Annotated in this window: 14 protein-coding genes; 6 read left to right on the top strand and 8 right to left on the bottom strand. The window is 47.6% G+C overall.

The annotated features are described in order from the left end of the window. The gene (locus AC27N8_RS15415; RefSeq protein WP_487068272.1) at positions 1 to 2,025 is read right to left on the bottom strand and encodes an MraY family glycosyltransferase; all 2,025 of its coding nucleotides are present in this window, start codon (positions 2,023 to 2,025) and stop codon (positions 1 to 3) included. Beyond that, complete coding sequence (locus AC27N8_RS15410; RefSeq protein WP_487068271.1) at positions 2,022 to 3,554, bottom strand: UDP-N-acetylmuramoyl-L-alanyl-D-glutamate--2,6-diaminopimelate ligase; 1,533 nt, start codon at positions 3,552 to 3,554, stop codon at positions 2,022 to 2,024. Before AC27N8_RS15410 ends, AC27N8_RS15415 begins: the two co-directional genes overlap by 4 nt. Positions 3,555 to 4,778: 1,224 nt before the next feature. Here AC27N8_RS15410 and AC27N8_RS15405 point away from each other — a divergent pair. Further along, on the top strand, positions 4,779 to 7,151 hold the full coding sequence (locus AC27N8_RS15405) for a GAF domain-containing sensor histidine kinase (RefSeq protein ID WP_487068270.1): 2,373 nt from the start codon (positions 4,779 to 4,781) through the stop codon (positions 7,149 to 7,151). A gap of 118 nt (positions 7,152 to 7,269) precedes the next feature. After that, positions 7,270 to 7,536: a MarR family transcriptional regulator gene (locus AC27N8_RS15400; RefSeq protein ID WP_487068269.1), complete on the top strand. Its 267-nt coding sequence runs from the start codon at positions 7,270 to 7,272 to the stop codon at positions 7,534 to 7,536. A gap of 72 nt (positions 7,537 to 7,608) precedes the next feature. Here AC27N8_RS15400 and AC27N8_RS15395 read toward each other — a convergent pair whose 3' ends face one another. Then, positions 7,609 to 8,271: a sigma-70 family RNA polymerase sigma factor gene (locus AC27N8_RS15395; RefSeq protein ID WP_487068268.1), complete on the bottom strand. Its 663-nt coding sequence runs from the start codon at positions 8,269 to 8,271 to the stop codon at positions 7,609 to 7,611. Between the two features lie 157 nt (positions 8,272 to 8,428). Between AC27N8_RS15395 and AC27N8_RS15390 the strand changes: the two genes are divergently transcribed. After that, positions 8,429 to 8,734: an anti-sigma factor family protein gene (locus AC27N8_RS15390; protein ID WP_487068267.1), complete on the top strand. Its 306-nt coding sequence runs from the start codon at positions 8,429 to 8,431 to the stop codon at positions 8,732 to 8,734. Between the two features lie 285 nt (positions 8,735 to 9,019). Here AC27N8_RS15390 and AC27N8_RS15385 read toward each other — a convergent pair whose 3' ends face one another. The 4 genes from AC27N8_RS15385 to AC27N8_RS15370 form a co-directional block, all read right to left on the bottom strand. Next, a complete protein-coding gene (locus AC27N8_RS15385; protein WP_487068266.1) occupies positions 9,020 to 9,745 on the bottom strand; it encodes a cytochrome c biogenesis CcdA family protein in 726 nt (241 codons plus the stop codon). 47 nt (positions 9,746 to 9,792) lie between these two features. Then, positions 9,793 to 11,481 carry a HEAT repeat domain-containing protein gene (locus AC27N8_RS15380; protein WP_487068265.1) on the bottom strand — a complete coding sequence of 563 codons (1,689 nt, stop codon included), beginning with the start codon at positions 11,479 to 11,481 and terminating at the stop codon, positions 9,793 to 9,795. Between the two features lie 40 nt (positions 11,482 to 11,521). Then, entirely contained in the window at positions 11,522 to 12,715 is a 1,194-nt protein-coding gene (locus AC27N8_RS15375; RefSeq protein ID WP_487068264.1) for a serine/threonine protein kinase, read from the bottom strand. 406 nt (positions 12,716 to 13,121) lie between these two features. Continuing rightward, on the bottom strand, positions 13,122 to 14,039 hold the full coding sequence (locus tag AC27N8_RS15370) for a sigma-70 family RNA polymerase sigma factor (RefSeq protein WP_487068263.1): 918 nt from the start codon (positions 14,037 to 14,039) through the stop codon (positions 13,122 to 13,124). 427 nt (positions 14,040 to 14,466) lie between these two features. Here AC27N8_RS15370 and AC27N8_RS15365 point away from each other — a divergent pair, with 427 nt between their 5' ends. From AC27N8_RS15365 to AC27N8_RS15355, 3 genes are all read left to right on the top strand, one after another. Next, positions 14,467 to 16,218 carry a serine/threonine protein kinase gene (locus AC27N8_RS15365; RefSeq protein WP_487068262.1) on the top strand — a complete coding sequence of 584 codons (1,752 nt, stop codon included), beginning with the start codon at positions 14,467 to 14,469 and terminating at the stop codon, positions 16,216 to 16,218. 283 nt (positions 16,219 to 16,501) lie between these two features. After that, positions 16,502 to 18,835 carry a Tex family protein gene (locus AC27N8_RS15360; protein WP_487068261.1) on the top strand — a complete coding sequence of 778 codons (2,334 nt, stop codon included), beginning with the start codon at positions 16,502 to 16,504 and terminating at the stop codon, positions 18,833 to 18,835. Between the two features lie 40 nt (positions 18,836 to 18,875). Beyond that, a complete protein-coding gene (locus tag AC27N8_RS15355) occupies positions 18,876 to 20,717 on the top strand; it encodes a S9 family peptidase (RefSeq protein ID WP_487068260.1) in 1,842 nt (613 codons plus the stop codon). A 142-nt stretch (positions 20,718 to 20,859) separates the two neighbouring features. Here the strand turns inward: AC27N8_RS15355 and AC27N8_RS15350 are convergent, their stop codons facing one another. Further along, complete coding sequence (locus AC27N8_RS15350) at positions 20,860 to 21,786, bottom strand: PP2C family protein-serine/threonine phosphatase (protein ID WP_487068259.1); 927 nt, start codon at positions 21,784 to 21,786, stop codon at positions 20,860 to 20,862. Positions 21,787 to 21,835: the final 49 nt, after the last annotated feature.

Here is a 21,835-nt window from a genome sequence, read left to right as displayed (position 1 = left end):
TTACTTGTCTGTTGTCTGATGAAGAACATGTTCCAGCCAATCTGAAGATGCTTCATCTTTTTGCTTATTCTGAGCGGCCTCATCGCTCGCTTCTAGCTGTGATGGCAGAGTATGTCCATTGGTTGCAGCATGTGCTTCCTGACCATTGTGCTCGTGCGTGGTCATTGTGCTTAGTACCTCTGCACCTGCTGCTGTCGAAATGTTGATCTCCTCATCATCGCTTTCAATTGGGTACGACGGCGCATGGGTGGTCCATACCTTCGTCGGACCACTCTGAGCTTCTTCCTGGCTGACAGGCTCAAATGGGTTAGGAAGATCTGCTGGTGGTAGATTCCCTTCCAGAATCGGCTCCTGTTGACGTCGTAAGACATCCTGGCGGCGTATTGGTTGCGTGATCTGGTTTTCCAGGGTGAGTTGATTTTCAAGTTCGTTCAGCAAATGGACGATCTCTGGACGCAGCACGCGATTACGCTCGGGAATACGTGTCCATTGAGTAAGTGCCGCTGGATAGTAGCCTGCACGGTAACAATACAGTCCTAGCATCGCTCTGGTGTCAAAGATGGTCATACGTTGCCAGAGAGCTAATTCCTCGGCGGGCGTTTCGATAACATCCTCGCTGGCTTCGGTGACTTCTACAAGATGATAAAGTTTGATGCGCATGATGCTAAAGGGATACCCATAATAGAGTGCCAGACGGCGGCGTCTGGATCGTTCTTCTGCATGCTTACCGACAAAATAGTTTTTCGACCAGGACCCGCTGGACCAGATCAACACGGCTAATAGGATGATTAAGAAACGTCCGATATAACGCTCCCAGGGTAATGGCACCAGGCTGACGGCGATGCCCAGAATAGAGAAACATGCTCCCAGTGACCATGCAGCGTATACGAGGCGACGACGATCCCAGCCGAGTAAGTCGAAGTGATGATGGAGTGGTGTCGCCAAGAATGGTAACGGGAATTCCGTATGTGGAACGAATTTATCGCTGTTGGCAAAGCGTAAAATGGTAAGATAGCGTCGAAAAAAACGTGTCATGAGACGGGCAGAAATAAGCGCGGATAGCCCTTCTAGAACGAAAGCTCCACCGATCATAAGGAGCAAGGTTTCATTACGTGAGAAGATAGCAATCATTGCCAGGAGCCCACCCATGCCCAGTGCTCCACTATCTCCCATGATGATTTTTGCACGCCGTGTTGCATGTCCACGCCGTGCTGCCCATGCAGAAGGCCAGTTCAGAGGTAAATATCCTAATACTCCGCCCGCGCCTAAGAGTGCAAGTACCTCTAAAACGACTCCATTTGGTTGTGTGCCGACCAGGCCAGTGACTACTACGCCTAGACCTAATGAGGCGCTAAATACCAAGCCACCAGCCAGGCCATCCAGCCCGTCGCTGAAATCGACCGAAATAGAGGTAAGGCTGCCGACGACTCCAGTCATGAGCATGAGGAAAATGAGCCAACCATAATAGGAGATCGGGTTGCCTGCAACTGAACAGATCTCTGTGTGGCCATGAATGGGAGTGGGACAGAGAAATGTATTGAGAATAGGGAGGTCTTTCCAGAGGCTGTAAGATATCTGACCGCTCTTTGGCAGTAAGAAAAAATATAACGCAGCCGCAATTACACCGACGAGAAATACTCCCACAAACTTGGTGATTTCTTCCAGTCCTTCTTTGCGATAAACTTTGCGCCAGTCATCAATAAAACCTACCAGGGCATAGCCAAACATGGCACCCAATGAGATTAAGAGCAATGTCCATTGGTCCTGTGAAAAATTGAGAAAATAGCCTGTACCAATGCCGATGCCAATCACTGCGATCGTAAAGGCTGGACCTCCGACCAAGGGTAGCTCAACATTTCTAATCTCACGCATTCCCACAGGCATGTCGACACGATGCGTACCAGGTTTGTGCTCACCGCTGCGAAACCTGGGGAAAAGCATTCTGGCTGCCTGACAAAGTAAAACACTGGCTATGGCACAGATAATAAATACAAGTAGTAATTGCCACGGTGAGTTCTGATTCATGCCTGTCCACCTAACTTTTTTAGTTGTTCGTGGGCAACGCGGCGGTCATCCCATGGGAATTTTTCTCGACCAATGATGATGCTCTGTTCGTGCCCCTTGCCTGCCAGGAGTATGGTATCGCCCGGTCGTGCGCGCTCGAATGCTGTGCGAATAGCCTGAGTCCTGTCTGCAATGCAGAGAAAGTCCTGTCCACGCCGTTTTCCGACTGCTTCGGCTCCGGTGGCGATGTCCTCCAGGATGCGTTCTCTGTCTTCCTCACGAGGATCTTCGTCTGTAATGATAAAAAAGTCGGTTTTCTCTGCGGCAATACGCCCCATAATTGGTCGCTTCTGCAGATCGCGCTCACCAGCTGATCCAAACACGACGATCAAATTTCCTGTAGTCAAAGGGCGTAGCGTCTCAATAACTTTCCCCATGCTATCAGGGGTGTGTGCATAGTCTACAATGACGGCGAACGATTGTCCTTCATCAATGTTTTCCATGCGTCCAGTCACTCCTGTAACGGTCGCCATCCCTTTTTCAATCTCAGCGATGGTGATACCCTGGCTGTAAGCGGTGGCAATGGCCGCCAGACTGTTGCTGACGTTGAAACGTCCTACCAGGCCTGTTTCGATCGTCCCCTCGCAGTCAGGTAGGATGACGCGAAAGCGTGTGCTGTGTGGACGGAGCTGGAGGTCAACGGCTCTGACAGCGGCAGGTGTGTCGATGCCGTAGTCAAGAATAGGCACCTGACAGTACGGTTTCAGCACCTCATAGCTAACATCGTCCCGGTTGAGAATGGCGGTCGGATGGCTCTGTAGTCCTTTGTCGCGTTGTGGATCAAGCATTTCGAAGAGGCGAGCCTTGGCACGGCGATATCTTTCGATCGTCTTATGGAAGTCCAGATGCTCATGTGTAATATTTGTGACGACACCCACATCGAAGTTGCAGCCGTGAACGCGACCAAGTTCCAGCCCATGGGAGGTAGCTTCAACGATTCCATAGCGAATGCCGGCTGTTTGCAAACGTTTGAGAAATTCTTGTATCTCCAATGCTTCCAGCGTACTTTGGCGCGTCGTGTTTTCCCATTCCTGCCCATCTAGCTTAAAGTTAGCTGTTGTCATGAGTCCGTTGCGCCGCCCAGCAGTCTCAAAGAGTGTACTGATGAGATTGCTGGTTGTAGTTTTTCCATCAGTTCCGGTTACACCTATTGTGCAAAGATGATTAGCTGGATAATCGTAAAAAGCACAGGCCAGTTCTGCCAGGGCAAGCTGCGCGTTTGGTACTTCTATATAAGGAATAGGAAGCTCTTGTTTAGCACTGGAGAGCGCCTCTCCAACTGCTACTACCGCACCGCGTGAAGCCGCATCTGCAAGGTAGCGTCTCCCATCAGTATGAGTACCTGCGATGGCTACAAAGATTCCGTCTTTTTGGACTTTGCGAGAGTCATAGGCAATAGATATGATTTCCCTCTCTTGATCAGGTAAAAGATCGGGTTGCGAGGGCCGAGATTGATGTGTAAGAGATGCAAGTAATGTCTGTAAATGCATGTTTTTTCTGTACCAATCAGTTTATTTTCGATTTCTTAGTATGATAAAACTCGCCTGTTGCGAGGTATGAGCAGTAAGTAGTACGCGTGTACATTATAATCTTGAAGCGCTTGAGGATGATTATAATTGGCGAAAATGGCTAATTGGTCCTGATTGCCGCTTGCCTCGAAACCTTCTTCAGTATTACGCGCCTCTGTCTTTTCGTTTCGATTCTACAAACAAACTCTGGTTTCGTCAATCATTCGTTTATCAATGGATAGGTGATATAGGTAATATCGGTTGATTTAAACGTTTCATTTGTATTTGTTTAGTGGCAGACTATTTTTCTGTGGGCATTCAGGCTATGATGTTCTTTTCTCTTGATTTTTCTTTGGTTCTTTGGTACTCTTATTTAAGAGGATTTTAAGGTATTTACAGTTATAGTATGTCTTGTTGCCCTTCTTTGGTTGTCTGTATGCTTTTGTGACCGGATCAGCATAAAGCTGAAGCGTCAATTTTTGCTGGTCCAGCACTGGTTTTAGTACTAGTTAGATGGTCGCAAAATCCTTTCAGCTTGACAATTATAAACACACTCTCTATCATCTGTTACAAGCTGAAAGAATAGTCATAAGGTCATAATACCTTTAACACAAGGGGAAATCACAAATATCCTGGCCGACTTGACATATCAACCATTTTTTGAGAGGAATTGGCATGCTACATGCTTCTCGAATGCTAATGAAATCTCAGCAATCCATCGGCATCTTATTAGCGCTATTGATCTTTTTTACCGTATTCGTGTTGGACTCATCCTACGCAATGTATCTTGTTTTCTATCCCGTTGCCCAGGCCCCGATTGTTTGGGTCTCATCAGCATTTTCTTTTCTTATAGCGTCAGCATTTTTTACTGCCGGGTTGTTTGTCTGGTGCCAGGCACGCAATCGTAGGATTGCTCTCCCCTTTCTGATCGGCTGTCTATCTATGATGGTTTTCTTTACTATCAAAACTCATGATCCTATGATTGGTTGGATGGATGTGCTTTGCTGGATGAGTAGTAGCAGTCTCATTGTCTGCTTGTCGGCTATATTCGTTTTTTTTCCTCGTGAGAACTCATTCAGTGGTCACGCTGAAACGTTGAAGCGAATTGATTCTGATGCAAACACGATACGTTCTAAACTGTTAATAAAGAGTTATCTCTGGTTGATTGGCGTTGGAGGGGGGGGGATAGGCGTAGTGGATCTGTGCATGAGTATGCATCTCTTTGATCTTGCATGGGTTTTATCAATCAGTCGTATCTTCTATCTGGCTCTGACCTTGCCGGGATTGCTCGGTCTTTTTTTGTGGTCATATCAGCATTCTAAAGGATCACGCGAACGTTCACAATTGCTGCTACTTGGGTGTGGGATGATAATTACCAGCACACCATTTTTTGCCTTCTTACTGCTCAACCACCTTTCGAATTATGCTTCCTTACATGCTCTACTTGCTGAGGGGATGCTGTGTCTTCTCCCTTTGATTGCGGGCTATGCACTTTTGCGTGATCAAATACTCTTGTTCGATTCGCTGGTGGGACGATGGGTTTCGCTTCTTTTTGGGATAGCTTTCTTTGCTCTGCTCGCCACGTGCGTTTTTATATTTGGATATCTTTTCCCCTCTCAATGGATTGTACAGCAGAGAAATGCTGTCGTCATTGGCATTGTTCTTACCGTGACATTGTTAACTCCTCTGATCTGGTGGCTGGCGCGAAGCTTTACTGAAAAATTCTTTTTTCGTGAGGTAGAACTCTATCGCCATCTGTTTGATGAGCCTGCCAGGCTGCCTGAAAATATTTTAGAGATCGATGCTGCTGCTCGCTTGATCACATCTACAGTTTTATATGCGTTGCAAGCTAATCAAGTCTGTGTGTTTGTCTTTGATGAGAGCAGTGGGCAATATATTCTCCATCCCGATCTGGCTACACGTGCGATTGATACTGATGGCCACGCATTGCTCACATCTTTGGAACATATATTGCATGTGACTGACTTAAATCAAGAGGGTAACATTGTCTATTTGGATGCTCATTTACCCATTGTCCAATACTTAGAACGGAGCCGTCGTCCGCTGGTGTTAAATCGAGAACTGGCATTGGCAGTTCCTCGAACTATGGAACGTTATATCTCTTCCGCCTCTTTTTTTGATGATAATGGTTGGCTGCTGGCTCCTATTCGGGCACAGGGAAATATGATTGGTTTGTTACTTCTGGGAGCACGCGATGAACGGCAACCATATAGCGGTACTGATATTGAAATTGTACATCAGTTGACAGAGTGCTATGCGATGGCTTTGGAGAGGGCTCGTCTCTATGCAAGGGTGAGCCAACATACCAACCTGCTTAACAGCTTGTATAATGTCAGTGTTATGCCCAACTCCGCCTTTAGTAACGTTATAGAGGCGGCGACGACGTACGCTACTATGGCCGCTCAATCTACTTCTGCGGCGGTTGAGATGTGGTTATATGATAGATCGAAGAATGAATTACAGCTTGCCGTGAGGACTGGTCATGGCCCTCATCTGTTTTCTCCCGAGCGTCTCAAGAATATACAAAAGAGAGATTGGTCCGCCTGCTTCTTCGCCAAAGGTCAGGCTATCGATGAGGAGATGCAGGCAACTTATCTGCCTTCTTGCCTGCCAAAGATTCCTCCTTGCCCTTTTGCCTGGCTGCCACTGCATAAGGATGAGCAGTATATGGGATTTTTGATGATTACTTATGCTCGTCCACATATATTTTTATGGGAAGAAATGTGTGTGCTGGAGATGTTTGCGAATCAATGTCTCTCTACTCTGGAAAACGTTCAAATGACTACGGAGTTGCGAAATGCTTATGAACGACAAAAGGAACTTGATCGATTAAAAGATCAGTTTATTATGACTGCATCGCATGAATTGCGCACCCCATTGACAACTGTACTGGGCTATATCGAGCTGTTAGATCAATATCATGAACAACTTGAGGTGACTTCACGCGCTGAATTTATTGAGAAGGCACGTTTGGGCTGTGATGAGCTTTCGCTGCTGGTGAGTAATATTATGGATGCCAGCCATGTAAATAATTATGCTGATACGGTTCATTTGCGTCCAATCTCTCTGATACAAACGACATCATATGTGTTGGAGATGATGGAGGCTACGATCACGCGTGAGCATCGCACCGTTGTGGTCGATATTGCCGATGATATGTATGTATCTGCCGATGATACGCGTTTACGTCAGGTGCTGCTGAATCTGGTCAGTAATGCTTTGAAATATTCTCCTGAGGGCTCAAGTATCGGCATTTCTGCGCGCTATGTAGAGCAGCAAGCGATCATTCGTATCCAGGATAGAGGATTGGGTGTGCCTCTAGAGCAGCAAGGGCAGCTTTTTGAACGCTTTGTGCGCTTAGAGCGTGACATCAATAGCCCGGTGCGTGGAGCAGGACTGGGTTTATTTATCTGCCGCCGCCTGCTGGAAGTCATGGGAGGACAAATTTGGATTGAGAGTAGCGGCGTGACAGGTGAAGGAAGTGCCCTGGTCTTTGCTCTCCAGGTAGTCCCAAAAAAGCGGCATAGAGAAGCCGCAAGTGTACAAATTCCTGTCTAATGCGCTACCAGGACTCTTTAGGAAAGCTACCCGGTTTTCTTTTGCACAACGTCATTTCCTATGAATGACATATAGTAGGTATATGCATAGTGAATTTCGTGTATAGGAGAAAATACGTATGGCTACAATGCGTCGGACAGCGGCCAGTATTACTTCTCGTCAACTGGAAGTCCTTGCATTTCTAGCACGACGTGAGCACTGGTTAGTTGGCGAAGTTGCCGCTGTGCTGGGAGTGAGTTCTGCTGCTGCAACAAAAGCTATTGTGCGTCTTGAACGTAAAGGTCTGGTTTCGCGTTCGGTGGATATGATGGATCGGCGCTGTGTAAATGTGCGTATTACACATGCGGGTAGTAATGCTGTAAGTCAGATGGTTAATCCTGTGTAGTTGAATGGCTGAGCCTATTTTTAGACATATGATGGCAGTGCGGAAGATCTGGCTCAATCCCTTGTTTGAGCTCTAAGATGCTTCCGTTCTGACATAACCTCGATCTTTGGCATATTGCCATAAGGACTTTTGCAATTGTCGGCGAGCACGTGAGATGCGGCTCATCACAGTTCCAATGGGAATTTGTAGAGCATCAGCAATCTCTTTGTATGACAACCCTTCAATATCGGCCAGAATGATCGCCATTCTAAAATTGGGGGGTAAGTCTTTTAATGCGGTATAGACATCTTCATCGAGATATTGGTTTAAAACTTCTTCCTCAGCTCCCTGGTTGCGTTCCTGCCCACTTAAATCTCGAATCTGATTGTAGAGGTAAAATTCTTCTCCATCAGGTAACGCGATTGGAGTCGGATGAGCTGCTTGTTTGCGATAACGGTTAATAGCAGATGTGTTGAGTATGCGAAAGAGCCATGCGCGTAAGTTTGTACCTGATTGATAGGTATGAGCGAAACGTATGGCTTTGAGCATGGTCTCTTGAACCAGATCCTCAGCTTCTTGTGGGTTATTGGTCATACGCAGTGCGGTACGGTACAGACTATCTAATTGGGCGAGAAGTCCCGCCTCAAAATCTTCGGTTGGAGGCTCTTTCTTCGTTGGTGTCTCTTCAATCTCCTCTTCTTCTGCATCTATTAACTCCGAGGTCTGTATATCATCAAATCTTGACTTGTCCTGCATCAAATACTCCTCTGACAAGGGGCTCACCACGAGTTCCTCCTTCTTTCTTTCGGAAAGTAATCTTAGTATATCTTATAGGCGGTGGGAATGAAAGGGCTACTGAATTATGTTAGAATGAACAGATAGAGTGGCGAGCTAGAGTAGGAGAAGTTTTATTATGGAATGTTTAGATTGTGTTGAGACGACAGCGCGTCTGCATCTTTATATCGATCGTGAACTCACGGTCGAAGAAGTAGAAATCGTCCAACAGCATTTGTCGGGTTGCCCGAGTTGTGAATGCCGCTTTCATTTCGACTTGCAACTAAAACGGTTGTTACATGAGCGCTGTACAATTCAACGCGCTCCTGCTCATTTGCGGGAAGCCGTGATGCGTCTGGCACAAGGCCAGCGTAACAATCTGGATGCGGATCTAGCAAGAGAAATCAGGGACGAAATTAAGGCTGACCTTAAAGAGTGGTCATAGTCTCGTCAGAAAGCAGCTAAAAGCCCGTTTGGACTTTTGCATATAACGGAATGTGCTATTTTGTACATGCATGTTAAAGATTCAGCTCGCAAGCATAAGCATGACATGTATAGCAATATGTCAAAGTCTCAGATATGTATCTGCGTGTCCGTTCTATGAATAGTCCTGGGCTCAGGTAGAGAGTACCGCTCGTAGTCAGAGCAGTAGTGCACGGATGATCGGTCTCTCTCTGTATGTATTACGTTTTACAGAAGCTCTCTGGATCATATCTCATCCTAAGAGAGATTACCAATTGAGACTTATGGTGAAGAGGGAATTGAGATATGTCAGAACGTTAAAAAATATCAGTACCCCTACCACCATCATTAATATTCCAGTCCCAAGTTCAACTCTTCCCAGATATGGCTTAAACCATTTTAACACGCGACTCAACTGATTCACGCCCAGACCAAGCAGAAGAAAAGGTACGCCCAGGCCAAGTGAGTAAATCAACAAGAGGAGCACTCCCTGTTGCAAGGTTGTGGCATTGGCAGCCAGAATCAAGATACCAGCCAGGATTGGTGTAACACAGGGAGTCCAGGCTATTCCAAAGATCAGACCGACGAGCATTGAGGCGAGATAGTTTGGGTGTTCGGGTATAAATGTAAAACGTTTGTTGCTATTGAGGAATGGTATGCGCAAGATGCCAGTCAGGTGCAAGCCAAAGATAAGCATAATTACACCTCCAGCCTGACGTAGAATGGCAATATGTTCTTTCAAATAACTCCCCAGTGCACTGGCTGTAGCTCCCAATGCCACAAACGCCAGCGTAAAGCCAGCGACAAATAGCACGGCATGACGAAACGTATTTAAGCGGGCTTGTAGCGTTTGTTGTTGACCTGCTGATTGATATACGCTAGGTCCAACCAGTTGTGCTAAATAGATTGGAACCAGGGGCAACACACATGGCGAGAGAAATGATGCCAGGCCTGCGAGAAAAGCGATGCCAAGGCTAATCTGTGTGGGATTCATGAATCCTCCTCGACCGTTTGAATTCTATTGCTTCATAGTATAGAGGGTTAATGAGAACTGTGCAACGTTTTACCAGACTTATTGTGCTCTAAATGTTCCCATTTTTTGAGTATCAGGCGCGCCGCATGTGCCAAATTAGGAGAACTCTCATTGCCTTCATCTTGCAGTCTGGTTAACTCTGTGAGGGCGTAAACGACGATACTGTCATGAGAGGTGCTCAGGCTGGCAAGCGCGTTGAGTGCCGTAGATGCAACGTTTGTATCTGGATCAAAGAGGACCTGGAGCAAGATTGGAATGGCCCAACGAGCATCAGTCTGCCCACAAACATAAGCAGCGCAAGCTCGTACGCCACTATCACTATCTTCTAAGAGCATCTGGCAATAGATTGGATGCAGATTATGTGCCCCGGTAAGGAAATTTCCGAGGGCAGCAAGGAGTTCTAACGTGCGTTGACGCAATAAAGGACTCGGCGCTTGTAGAAGTTGCAGCAGAATTTCCGCTTCAAAAATCTCCTGACACAGCTCCTGCCAGATCTGTTGACGTCCACTATTCCTGGCTTGCCATACGATCTGTGCTAATGAGTCCAGGGCCGTCACCTGCAAATCTTCCTGGTACGTGGCGAGGATAGATAGCAACCAGCGAGTAATATTTCCACGTAACGGCGCTCGCAAGACGCCATGGAAAAAGCGCAAGCATTCGATTGCTTCTCCTTGTCCAGGATGCTCACTGTTCATTACTATTGTACCCAAAACTGCTGCGACATATTCTCCACCGCATGCTGCCAGTGTGTAGTAGGTCTGGCGTCGTAAGTCGGGCTGGGATGATTGCAGTAAAGGCAAGAAACGCATGATAAATGTATGTTGGCGTATATGGTAACGGAGGGTTTTATTCTGTCTGGCAATCTCCTCTAAGATAGTGAGTATGGTGATTTGTTCACGTTCTTCTGCATGCTCCAGCATTGTACACAGTTTGACGAGTGTATCTGGTAGGGCGATAATACTGAGCGTATGTGCCGCTTGCTGGACTATCTCTGCATCGCTATCGCTTAAGAGATGAAGAAGCCTGGTGATAAGCGCTTCTTGTTGTGGAGGAGGTAGCTTCAGGGGATGCTCTGTAGCAAAAATAAAGGTTGCGGCTTTACGGATTTCTTGAGGGACGCTATCATCGAGACATGCGTCAAGTCCCTCGAAGCCCTTTACATCTCCACAATTCAATAGGGCATACGCGATAGTCAGGCGAATGGGAAAAGCCTCCGGCACCTCTTGCTGCTGGTGGAGCAGGTCGATGGTTGCTGGATGCAGTGCGTGGTTACGAGCACGTGTTGCGAGTGCCATCGCAGCTGCGTAGCGTACCGATGTCCAGGATGTATGAAGTCCCAGGCAAAGAATCTCTTCGTTATCAGTGTCTGGTGATAAGTTGGTTGCTTCGATGATGCTGACCCATAGCACTGGCCCGGCAGTTGCATTGAGGGTTGGATGAGATAAGAGATCTGATAGGCTGATGCTTTCTTGCTGGCTGAAATGGAACAATAAGTAACTGGTATGTTCGTATTGTGGTGGCCACCAAGGCCAGGCTGGTGTGAGTATCTCTGGATAATTGCTAAGTGTTGTGAGTAGCAGCGGTAAAATCGCTGCTCCTTGTTTAGCTAGCCTTCGTGTGGCACGTAAGCGAATGTGGTATTCTGTTTCAGGCCCTAAAAGCATTGCTAATGCTGCCTGGATGCTTTCTCGCTGCATAGGCGACAAATCCGCTTTCAGAATGCTCTGACCCTCTTTTTTATTGTTCGGGTGTTTTAAAAAATTTGTGAATCTGGTTCCATCTCTTTGGGCTCTGTTGAGTGTTGTCTTCTGACGATGAATACATCTGTTTTTGCTGCTCTTGCGTAAATCTTTCGTCCTCACTTTGAGGATAGGGAGGCAAGGTGGGTGTTTGTGGAATATCACCTAGGTGCTGCTGCATTTGAGTGTTTCCCTGTTGCGTGGGTGGCTGAACCGCCTGGGTTAGCTGAGTATTTTCCTGTTCGAGCGTGAGGTAGCGCGGAAGTGTTACTTGAGGTCGTTTAGGAAGATATGGTGCTGTTTTCCCACGTGCTCCATATGCTGATTGTGATGGCACTGGACCTGTTGGTGGGTCCAGACGCAAATTACGTAGTTCTCGTGCCATGATACTTGCATCTTCATAACGATCGTCACGATTCCGTGACAGAGCGGTTAGAATAATCTGTTCCAGCTCTGCTGGTACGTTAGGGTTATGAGCACTGGGTGGTTGTAAGATACCCTGGATGATGGTCTGGGTCACTTCAGGCATTGTTCGGCCGGAGAAGGGACGACGTCCGCATACCATCTCGTAGAGAACAACGCCCAGGGCATAGATATCACTACGGTTATCTATGATCTCGCCCCAGATCTGTTCTGGTGATGCATAATAAATACTGCCGACCAATGTTTTAGCAACAGTAATCACTTGCAAGCCGGGTGCTCGCGCTAAGCCAAAGTCCATGACCTTTATTTTACCCCAACGGCTGAGCATAAGATTTTCTGGTTTGATATCGCGATGAATAACATTGCGTTCCCGGTAAGCCGCATCGAGGGCATCAGCAATCTGCGCTGCGTATTCAGCAGCGTAATAAGGAGATATAGTGCCGTCAAGGTAGAGTAAGTTAGCCAGGGTAGGTCCCTGTACGAACTCCATCGCAAAAAAGAGGAGGTTTTGTTGCTCTCCTGCATCGTAAATTTGCACAATATTGGGATGGTTTAATCCGGCAATAATCCGCGCTTCACGGGTAAAGCGTGCCACATAGGATGCGTCTCGCGCTAATCCTTGTGGAAGCACCTTGACTGCGACTTCGCGTCCTAGTGTGAGTTGTTTGGCTCGATAGACAACGCCCATCGCCCCTCGTCCCACTTCTTCCTCTAGATAATAACCACCAAGATGATGCCCTGCCAGTTCATTCATAATCGGTTGCGGCATGTGAAATAGCCAACGTGCAAGTGCTGAGGATGCCGCTCTCCTTTCTGGTATGAAGAAATACCCATCTCTGCTGATGGATGACGGCACTACGGCTGTAGTAGATATCCCAGGATCCATGCTTCAGGATATCTCTACCAGTATAAACGAATGATCTTTCTTTCACTATAGCGAGTAGATCCAAAAAATAATCGCAGGCTCGCATGTTAATCAAGCGAAGACCTAATCTCTCTGCGTATTGTATACGCTTCAACAAGAACAATTTGGTAGATCAGGTTATCCTCGGTGGATAGTAGGTATAATTATCCGTCTCGTGCATCTTCTTATTGGCAGGCAGAAAAACGGAAAAGAATCTCCATAAAAACAGAGTGCAAGCGCGACCTTACACTCTGTTTTTATAAGAGTAGGATTAATCGAGATAATCTTTTAAGATACGACTTGCCTGTGGATGACGTAACTTACGAATCGCACGTTCTTCGATCTGTCGTACACGTTCACGGGTAACTTTTAATTTTTTACCGACTTCTTCCAATGTATGGTCGTGATCGTCGATCAAGCCAAAGCGCAATTCAATGACCTGACGCTCTCGTACAGTAAGCTGTCCAAGAACCTTACGAATTTCCTCACGCAGAAGCTGTTGATCAGTGATTTCACTTGGCCCACGCTCATGAACATCCTCGATAATGTCACCAAGGGTATTCTCCTCTTCCTCGGAAAGAGGGGCATCGAGTGAAAAGACTTTTTCTGCCCAGATCAGCAACTCACTTACACGTTCGGGAGTCATACCGAGTCGTTCGCCAATCAGCTCAGGATTGGGTTCTCTTCCCATCTCTTGATACAACTGACGAGTAGTACGCTTGACGCGCATCACTTCTTCCATAATGTAGACAGGGAGCCGTACGACACGAGTGCCTTCAAGGATGGCTCGTGTGATGGCTTGTTTAATCCACCAGGTAGCATACGTGGAAAAGCGAAAGCCCTTGCGATAGTCAAACTTGGTGACAGCGCGGATCAGGCCAATATTGCCTTCTCCAATCAGGTCTTCCAGAGAAAGTCCCTGGCCGACATATTTTTTGGCAATGCTGACAACCAATCGCAAGTTTGCTTCAATGAGATGATTTCTTGCATCCTTATCACCTTGCTCGGCTCTTTGTGCAAGGTGGGATTCGCTTGCTGCTGAGAGCAAAAGGATACGTGAAATCTCACGAAGATAGAGGCGTAAGCTATCGCTTTGGGCCAGACTACTGATGTCAGATTCCGGCACACTCTCACGTTCTGGTTCAGCCGTCTTATTACGGTTACCGTTAAACATCACATTTCGTTCCAAGTGCTTGCTCTCTTCTCCTGCAACATGTACGTAGATCAGTTCAGTCATGACTTATTGTATCATACGTATTGGGTATTGCAAGCGACATCTTGCCTACCTTAATTGATTTTAACCTTACGTTGTCCTTCTCATAATACGGTGTCGGCGAACTGTTCCATCTCAACAGGACCGCATACCCTATGGGATAAGCCGTCTTCAGGTATACATTCACTAACAGAATGGCTCTCGTTCTTATTCCTCCTGCAAAGTGGCGTGTTGGAATATGGCAGCCAAGGAGTCCATTCACTAAGTCCAGTGACAACAGCGTTTATAACTGTATAGTCAAAAGAAACAAGAGTGTAACCGCTTAGATCATTGTAACGTAAATATTATATGCCATCTTCTATTCAGAAAATATTATGTGGAAAGTAAAGGAAGTCGCTCTACCATGAGCTTACCAGTAGCATTAGCGCCAGGGACTCTCATCGGAGGCCACTATATCACAGGAGATCTTATCAATCAAGGTGGCTTCGGAGGAGTCTATCGCGGGGTAGATACCAGCGAAGGGAATCGCCCTTGCGCAATTAAAGAGACGTATGATGTGACGCCAGCGGCAAGGCGCCAGGCTTTGATGGAGGCAAGTGTTTTATTAACGGTGCGCAGTCCTCATCTGCCAGAGGTCTATGACGCATTTGAGTCCAATGGGCGCTTCTATCTGGTTATGCAGTTGATTGCAGGGAATAATCTTTTACAACTTTTGCGGACGCGTGTCCCCAATGGCCAGGTCGGCACGCAGGCTCCTGGTCGATTGAAGACCGGTCCGTTTAGTGAGCAAGAAGTGTTGAGCTGGTTGCTACCATTGATGGATGCCTTGCAGGAACTTCATAGTCGCCGTCCACCAGTGATGCATAGAGATATTAAGCCGGGAAATATTGTCTTAGCCCCTAACAATACGGCAGTATTGCTTGATTTTGGTTTGACCAAGCTCTACGATCCTAATGTGAGTACCCAAACACTGGGCCGCGCAGTGACAGAAGGTTTTAGCCCGCTTGAGCAGTATATCGGGAAGACTTCGCCACAGTCGGATATCTACTCGATGGGCGCAACGTTTTATCTGCTCTGGACGAATCGTCTCCCTCCGACCGCAACCAGCCGTAGTGCCCATGATGAATTAATCGCCCCGCGTCTCTTAAATCCTTCCTTATCTCCAAAACTAGAATGGATTTTATTGAAGGCTCTGGCGTTGCATGCTGATGAGCGCTTTGAAAGCATGGGTGAGTTCGCTCAAGCGCTGCGTGAACCTACGTTTGCTGAATATAATGATCCTACTGTGGCTGTAGCGATCAATCCCGTGAGCGTGAAGAATCCACCATCTCAGGTTGTCTTGCCAGGGTATACAGGAACTGCCTATCCTGCGACCCCTAATCGTGCGCCGTTTCATGCTGTACCTGATCCTGCCAATTTTGATCATACAATTCCTGCCACTCCAGGCTATAATCAAGCTCCATATCCATTTATCTCCCCTCAACAATCTTATGGTTCAGGGACGTATGGCCAACAACAAGCAAATTATCCAGGGATCGGAGTTCAGCCTCCTCCAAGCATGTATCCCTATGTGCCACCTGGTGGTGCTCCTGCCGCGCCTGCGCAACAGAATAAAGGGAAACGTGCGCAGGCTTTCTCAAGGCGTCCATTGCCTCTACCAGCCGATCAAGGTTGCTTGTGGGGAGTCTTACAGGGTGTATTGGCCGCCGGCCTGGTCCTGTTTGTAAAAGAGCAAGCGGTGTTTTACCTGGCAACTGTGTTGGGCGTGCTTTTTTATGCTCTGGCTGGTTATATGACGACGCGACGAGGAGGGAGTCCTGTACGAGGAGCGTGGTCAGGCTATTGGACGGGAATATTTGGGACGATTACATTTTGGGTGGGATTGCTGATTGGACTGCTGGTCAGTGCCTTGCAACGTTTTCAGGCCTTTACCCAGGATCATACGCAAGCACCTGGTGGCACGTTGTTCTCTCTGGCCTGGCGCGATGTTCAGCCACAATGGCCTGCTATACCGCAAATTGCGGCGTCACAATCTCCATTTGTCAATTTTATTCTCCTGATGCTTATCGGGATTGTTGTTGCCTGGGTTGCTGGTTGGATCGGCGGTTTGAGTGGAACTAGACGGTATGTTGCTAGAAATCCTACCAGTCCCTAACGTACGCACTGGAACTTTTGACCTTCCCAGAAGCATCCCTCCCCACGTAAGCGGCATCACTGAGAGGTGCAAGGTTGATGCGTTTGAGGATGGAGAAGGGAGCTTTTCTGTCCTGATAAAAACAGTGCCAACGCCAGAAATGCGCTTAAATCTTACCAGGCGCACGTAGAAGCAAAAGTGCTGAAGTGTTATACTGGTGAGCATCTCCTTTTATGTCTGGAGAGTGCACACCTCTCTGTGAGGGATGTGTCTATAATGTCGAGGGAAGGTAGGCGTACATACTTTGACGATCCAAGAACCGATCAATTCTGCTACTACCACTGCTGATGAATCCCTGGCAGTGTTGTCTGTTGAAGATATCGCTCGTACTTTGAGCTCTGAGTTGAAGCTGGGCAATGGGCAGATCGCTCGCACAATTGCCTTGATTGATGAAGGTAATACTACACCTTTTATTGCGCGTTATCGCAAAGAAGTCACTGATAGTCTGGATGAGGTCCAGATTCAGGCGATTGCCGATCGGACAGCGGCCCTACGAGCGCTGTTTGAGCGCAAACAGGATGTTTATCGTCTGATTGACGCTCAAGGGAAATTAACTCCTGAGTTGGCGACCGCTCTAGAAGAGGCGCGAACCCTCCAGGCGGTAGAAGATCTTTATTTACCCTATCGGCAAAAGAGAAAAACGCGTGCCAGTGTGGCTCGCGAAAAAGGATTGGCTCCATTGGCTGAAATTATTTTGCAGCAACTGGAGATCGCTGGCACTGCCACGAGCGTGCTAGAAGAGCATGCTCAGCCATTTTTGAATGCTGAGAAAGGCGTGGAGACGAGTCTAGAGGCGTATGCCGGTGCGAGCGATATTGTGGCGGAAGTGATTTCAGAGGATGCCAATGTACGTGGAAATGTGCGTACAACATTTTTCCATCAAGCTGCGGTTGGCGCACATGTAGGCGATCCAGAAAAGGTGGCTGAGAAAGATCCCAACGGCCTCTATCGGCTCTATTATGAGTTTAATGAGAATATTACAAGGCTCGTTCCCCATCGCATTCTGGCTCTGAATCGTGGCGAAAAAGAGGATGTGCTGCGCATAAATGTTTCTCTACCCTATGAGCAGGCGCAGAGAGATATCCAGTCGCACTATCCCGTAAAAGCAGCCTCTCCGTTTGGGCAATTGCTCTCCGATGCGATGGAAGATGGGTATAAGCGTTTGCTGGCTCCCGCTATGGAGCGTGAAGCTCGTGTCGAGTTGACGCGTAAAGCGGAGGAGCATGCCATTAATGTCTTTGCGACCAATCTGCGCAATCTCTTGCTCCAGCCTCCTTTACGCGGTAAAAAAGTGCTGGGTATCGATCCAGGTTTTCGTACTGGCTGTAAACTGACGGTGGTGGATGAAACAGGTAAGTATATTACATCGGATACAATGTATCTGTATCAGGAGGGTAAGGCTCGTCAGTTGCTGCGGCAGATGTTGACTGATTATGGCATTAAAGTGATTGCGATTGGCAATGGGACGGCTTCCCGTGAGACTGAGCAGCTGGTGGCGGGCTTATTAAGCGAACTTGAAACAGGCAATCAAGATAATGATCCACTTGGCTATGTGATTGTGAATGAAGCCGGCGCTTCTGTCTATTCAGCCTCTGAGGCCGCTCGGGAGGAGTTTCCAACACTGGATGCTACTCAGCGCGGCACGATTTCGATTGCTCGTCGTCTACAAGATCCATTGGCTGAACTGGTAAAGATTGATCCAAAGGCGGTCGGTGTGGGTTTGTATCAGCACGATGTGGATCAGAAAGAGTTAGCCGCTATGCTGGATCGCGTTGTCGAGTCGTGTGTTAACTTTGCCGGCGTTGAGGTTAATTCCGCTTCGGCAGCATTACTTAAACGGGTCTCAGGGATTAATACACGTGTGGCTAATGCTATCGTTAAATATCGAGAGGCGAAAGGTCCCTTTAAGTCACGCAAAGATTTATTGAAAGTGCCTGGTATGGGTCCTGCTACTTTTGTGCAGGCGGCCGGCTTCTTAAAGATTGCCAATGGTGTTGAGCCTCTAGATAACACATTTATTCATCCTGAGAGCTATGATGCGGTGCGTGCCCTGCTGAAGCTACTGCCTGCAGGCGAGGGGAAACAGGAGAAGCCATCAGAGCGTATTGAGCAGTTTCGACAATTGATCAAGTTACAAAATAGTCTTGGTCGTTCAAATCGCCAACGCAGCAATGCTGGTGGAAGTGGCGAACCGACTGGTTGGAAAGAGATTGCGGAGAAGGTGGGCGTTGGTTTGCCTACACTCAACGACATTTTAGAGAATTTAGAGAAGCCTGGACTCGATCCGCGTGATGCTCTACCGCCACCGCTTTTGCGCCACGACGTGCTAAAGATGGAGGATCTACAATCAGGTATGGTTCTACAAGGGACTGTACGCAATGTGGTGGACTTTGGGGCTTTTGTGGATATAGGTGTCAAGCATGATGGTCTGGTTCATGTCTCTGAGATGGCGGATCGTTTTGTTCGCGATCCTCTCAGTGTCGTTGCTGTTGGCCAGATTGTTCAAGTGCGGGTGCTGGAAATTGATATCAAGCGTAATCGTATTCAGTTGAGTATGCGTAATATCGATGCGCAATAGTATTCTCTGCAAAGTATAAGAAGTCATGAAGGGACCTGTAATGATACATGAACCTTATAGTTTTGAACGCTATTTGAATGTGCGGACAGCCTTTGGACCGAGTTTTGCTCCTGATGGTAAGACACTGAGCTTCTTGACCAATGTTACCGGTGTGGCTGAGGTCTGGAGTGTCCCTTTTGAGCCTGAGCAACTATCTCCACGCTGGCCTGAGCAACTGACGTTTCGAGGAGAGCGCTTCTCTTATGCCATATATTCTCCCACTGCTGATAGGCTGTTGGTCGGTGGAGATATTAGTGGTAATGAGCGTACTCAGTTTTTTCTCTTAAGTGATGATGGATCACAACTCACTGTTTTGACTGCAAAGCCAGAGGTGATGCATATTTTTGGTGGCTGGTCGCCCGATGGAAGCAAGATTACATATAGCAGCAATGAACGCGATGCTCGCTATTTTGATGTCTATGAGCTTATTATTGCCAGTGGTGAGACTCATCAGGTGTTATGTCACGATGGAACGAATTATTCTGCTGGTTATTCTCCTGATGGTTTGCAGATACTGGTGTCGCGCTATACGGCCAATACACGCAACCAATTATTCCTGGTTGATCTGGCTTCGGGCGAAGCACAGGCTTTAACGCCAGATCTGGCGTCAGGGGAGCGGGGGGAAGTATATAGTTCGGCGCGATGGTCAGCTGATCGTCAGGGTTTATATCTTGTAAGTAATCGAGATCGTCAGTTTCGTTCGCTGGCATATCTTAATCTGACAACGCGGGAACTTCGCTATCTGCGTGAAGATACCTGGGATGTTGAGTTGCTTAAGGTAACTGATGATGGCAGAACATTGGCCATGTCGATCAATAAGGATGGCTATTCTGAGTTAGAGCTTATCGACGTAACGGATGGATGGGAGCAACGGCAAGTTTTGTCAGGACCCGGCTTATCCGGTGGAGTCATCTATGATTTATGCTGGTCACAAGATGGTTCTCGTCTGGCTTTATCTCATTCAACGCCTGATGACGCACTTGATATCTACGTATGGGATAAGCCAACTGCAAGCATGACACGTGCGACAAAGAGTGCTCGAGGAGGGCTTCCTCAATCATCATTTGTTGCACCACAGCTCATACGTTATCCGACCTTTGATGGGCGAGAGATTCCAGCCTTTTTGTATCTGCCATCAACAAAACAGCAAGATGTGCCTGTTGTCATTAATGTACATGGAGGGCCTGAATCACAATCTCGACCACTCTTTGATCCAGTTACGCAATATTTTGTCTCGCTTGGATATGCTGTGTTGGCACCCAATGTGCGTGGTAGTAGTGGCTATGGGTATGAGTATCAATCTTTGGATGACATACGCTTGCGCATGGATTCAGTGACCGATCTTCAATATGCTGCCACGTGGTTACAGAAGAGTGGTGTCGCTGCTGCCGGGCGCATCGCTGTGATGGGTGGGAGTTATGGCGGCTTTATGGTGCTATCGGCAATTACGACCTATCCTGACCTCTGGGCGGCGGCTGTCGATATCGTTGGCATTGCTAATTTTGTCACGTTCCTGGAGAATACTGGCCCGTGGCGCCGCAAGCTACGCGAAGTTGAATATGGAAGCCTTGAACACGATCGGGAATTTTTGGAGCAAATTTCTCCTATTCGTTCTGTCGAGCGTATCAATGCACCTCTCTTTGTTGTACACGGAGCCAATGATCCCCGGGTGCCGGTTGGAGAAGCAGAACAGATGGTTGCTGCACTGCGCGGCCGTCAGGTTCCAGTGGAGTATCTGCGTTTTGAGGACGAGGGGCATGGTCTCATAAAGCGTAGTAACCGCTTGCAAGCGTATCCAGCTATTGCCAGGTTTCTGCAAACGTATTTATCGCCTGAGAGTTAACCTCTGCTATGGGAAATGGCTACTATTAGAGGTAGCGCGGCGAAGCTAAAAAGGCACTGGGGTCGTTCTCATCCTGGACGGCCCCTTCCTTGCGTATCAAAAGCGTCACAGCCAGGATTGTTGGCCTTTTATTGTTGTTTGCTCAAAAACGACATGTCATAACGACAGCACTCATGTCATCAGGTTTGGAGCGGATCGTTTGATTGCGATCTTCATGTGAACGCTGGCGCGCTCTTTCCACGAGCGTACGAGCTGCGGAGGCGCGAGGAGTTGTCCTGAGAACGTTTTCTATTTCTTCATCCGTCAAATTATCATGAATACCATCAGTGCACAAGAGAATACGATCTCCCGGGTAGACGGTAATTTTATCGGTGTGGATCGTTGGAGGGATTGGGCCGCCCAGCGCTTGCGTGATTCCACCGCGTAGTCGGAAGTAGCTATATTCGACATCTGATAACTGATCGGCTCGCATGGCTTGATCGATGCGAAATGCGTGGTAAGCGTTGACGATCTGGTTTTCTACGAGTTTTGTTAAGAGACCATCATCATGGGTGAGGCGTTTGATATGTTCATCACCACGAAGTAGGTAGATGCGGCTATCTCCGACATGAGCATAAATCATGGTATAGTCGCGTGTGTCTGGTTGATTGCAGAAAGCGGCCAATGCAACGGTCGTGGCCAGATCATCAGTGCCAGCTTTTTTTGCTCCATGAGTACGAACCTGTTCGTCCGCTTCCAGGATCAATTGCTCCAAAATTCCGCAGAGATTGCTTTCCTGATAGTCCTCAAGGAACGTATAAATTTTGCGTCGGTTGCGTTCTTTTGTAAGGATGCGTTTCCAGGATTGCCGGGTCGAATGTGCTGCGGTGAGCGATGCGGTTTCAGCGGCCGCACTTCCTCCCACACCATCAAAGACCGCGAAGAGGCCACCAAGCTCATCAATAATAATGTTGTCTTCGTTGCGTGTTGGATGACGTTCATTGGCAATGCTGCGACCTGAGGTGGTGAAAGGTGATCGCTGATGAAGATGAGTTGTACTGTGTCTATGATGTCTTGTTTGATGTGGCATCTTCGTAGCTTGCTGCCTTTCAAATGATTTTACTATAAATGTTGAGTTT

The sequence above is a fragment of the Dictyobacter sp. Z7_2 genome (assembly GCF_057551105.1).
Note: the sequence above shows the minus strand (reverse complement) of the source record. Positions and strands in the feature narration are given on the sequence as shown.

Excerpts from the sequence above, each read along its gene's own strand:
- AC27N8_RS15415 (WP_487068272.1), bottom strand. The coding sequence starts at position 2,025 with ATGAATCAGAACTCACCGTGGCAATTACTACTTGTATTTATTATCTGT.
- AC27N8_RS15410 (WP_487068271.1), bottom strand. The coding sequence starts at position 3,554 with ATGCATTTACAGACATTACTTGCATCTCTTACACATCAATCTCGGCCC.
- AC27N8_RS15405 (WP_487068270.1), top strand. The coding sequence starts at position 4,779 with ATGAGTATGCATCTCTTTGATCTTGCATGGGTTTTATCAATCAGTCGT.
- AC27N8_RS15400 (WP_487068269.1), top strand. The coding sequence starts at position 7,270 with ATGGCTACAATGCGTCGGACAGCGGCCAGTATTACTTCTCGTCAACTG.
- AC27N8_RS15395 (WP_487068268.1), bottom strand. The coding sequence starts at position 8,271 with ATGCAGGACAAGTCAAGATTTGATGATATACAGACCTCGGAGTTAATA.
- AC27N8_RS15390 (WP_487068267.1), top strand. The coding sequence starts at position 8,429 with ATGGAATGTTTAGATTGTGTTGAGACGACAGCGCGTCTGCATCTTTAT.
- AC27N8_RS15385 (WP_487068266.1), bottom strand. The coding sequence starts at position 9,745 with ATGAATCCCACACAGATTAGCCTTGGCATCGCTTTTCTCGCAGGCCTG.
- AC27N8_RS15380 (WP_487068265.1), bottom strand. The coding sequence starts at position 11,481 with ATGCAGCGAGAAAGCATCCAGGCAGCATTAGCAATGCTTTTAGGGCCT.
- AC27N8_RS15375 (WP_487068264.1), bottom strand. The coding sequence starts at position 12,715 with ATGCCGCAACCGATTATGAATGAACTGGCAGGGCATCATCTTGGTGGT.
- AC27N8_RS15365 (WP_487068262.1), top strand. The coding sequence starts at position 14,467 with ATGAGCTTACCAGTAGCATTAGCGCCAGGGACTCTCATCGGAGGCCAC.
- AC27N8_RS15355 (WP_487068260.1), top strand. The coding sequence starts at position 18,876 with ATGATACATGAACCTTATAGTTTTGAACGCTATTTGAATGTGCGGACA.
- AC27N8_RS15350 (WP_487068259.1), bottom strand. The coding sequence starts at position 21,786 with ATGCCACATCAAACAAGACATCATAGACACAGTACAACTCATCTTCAT.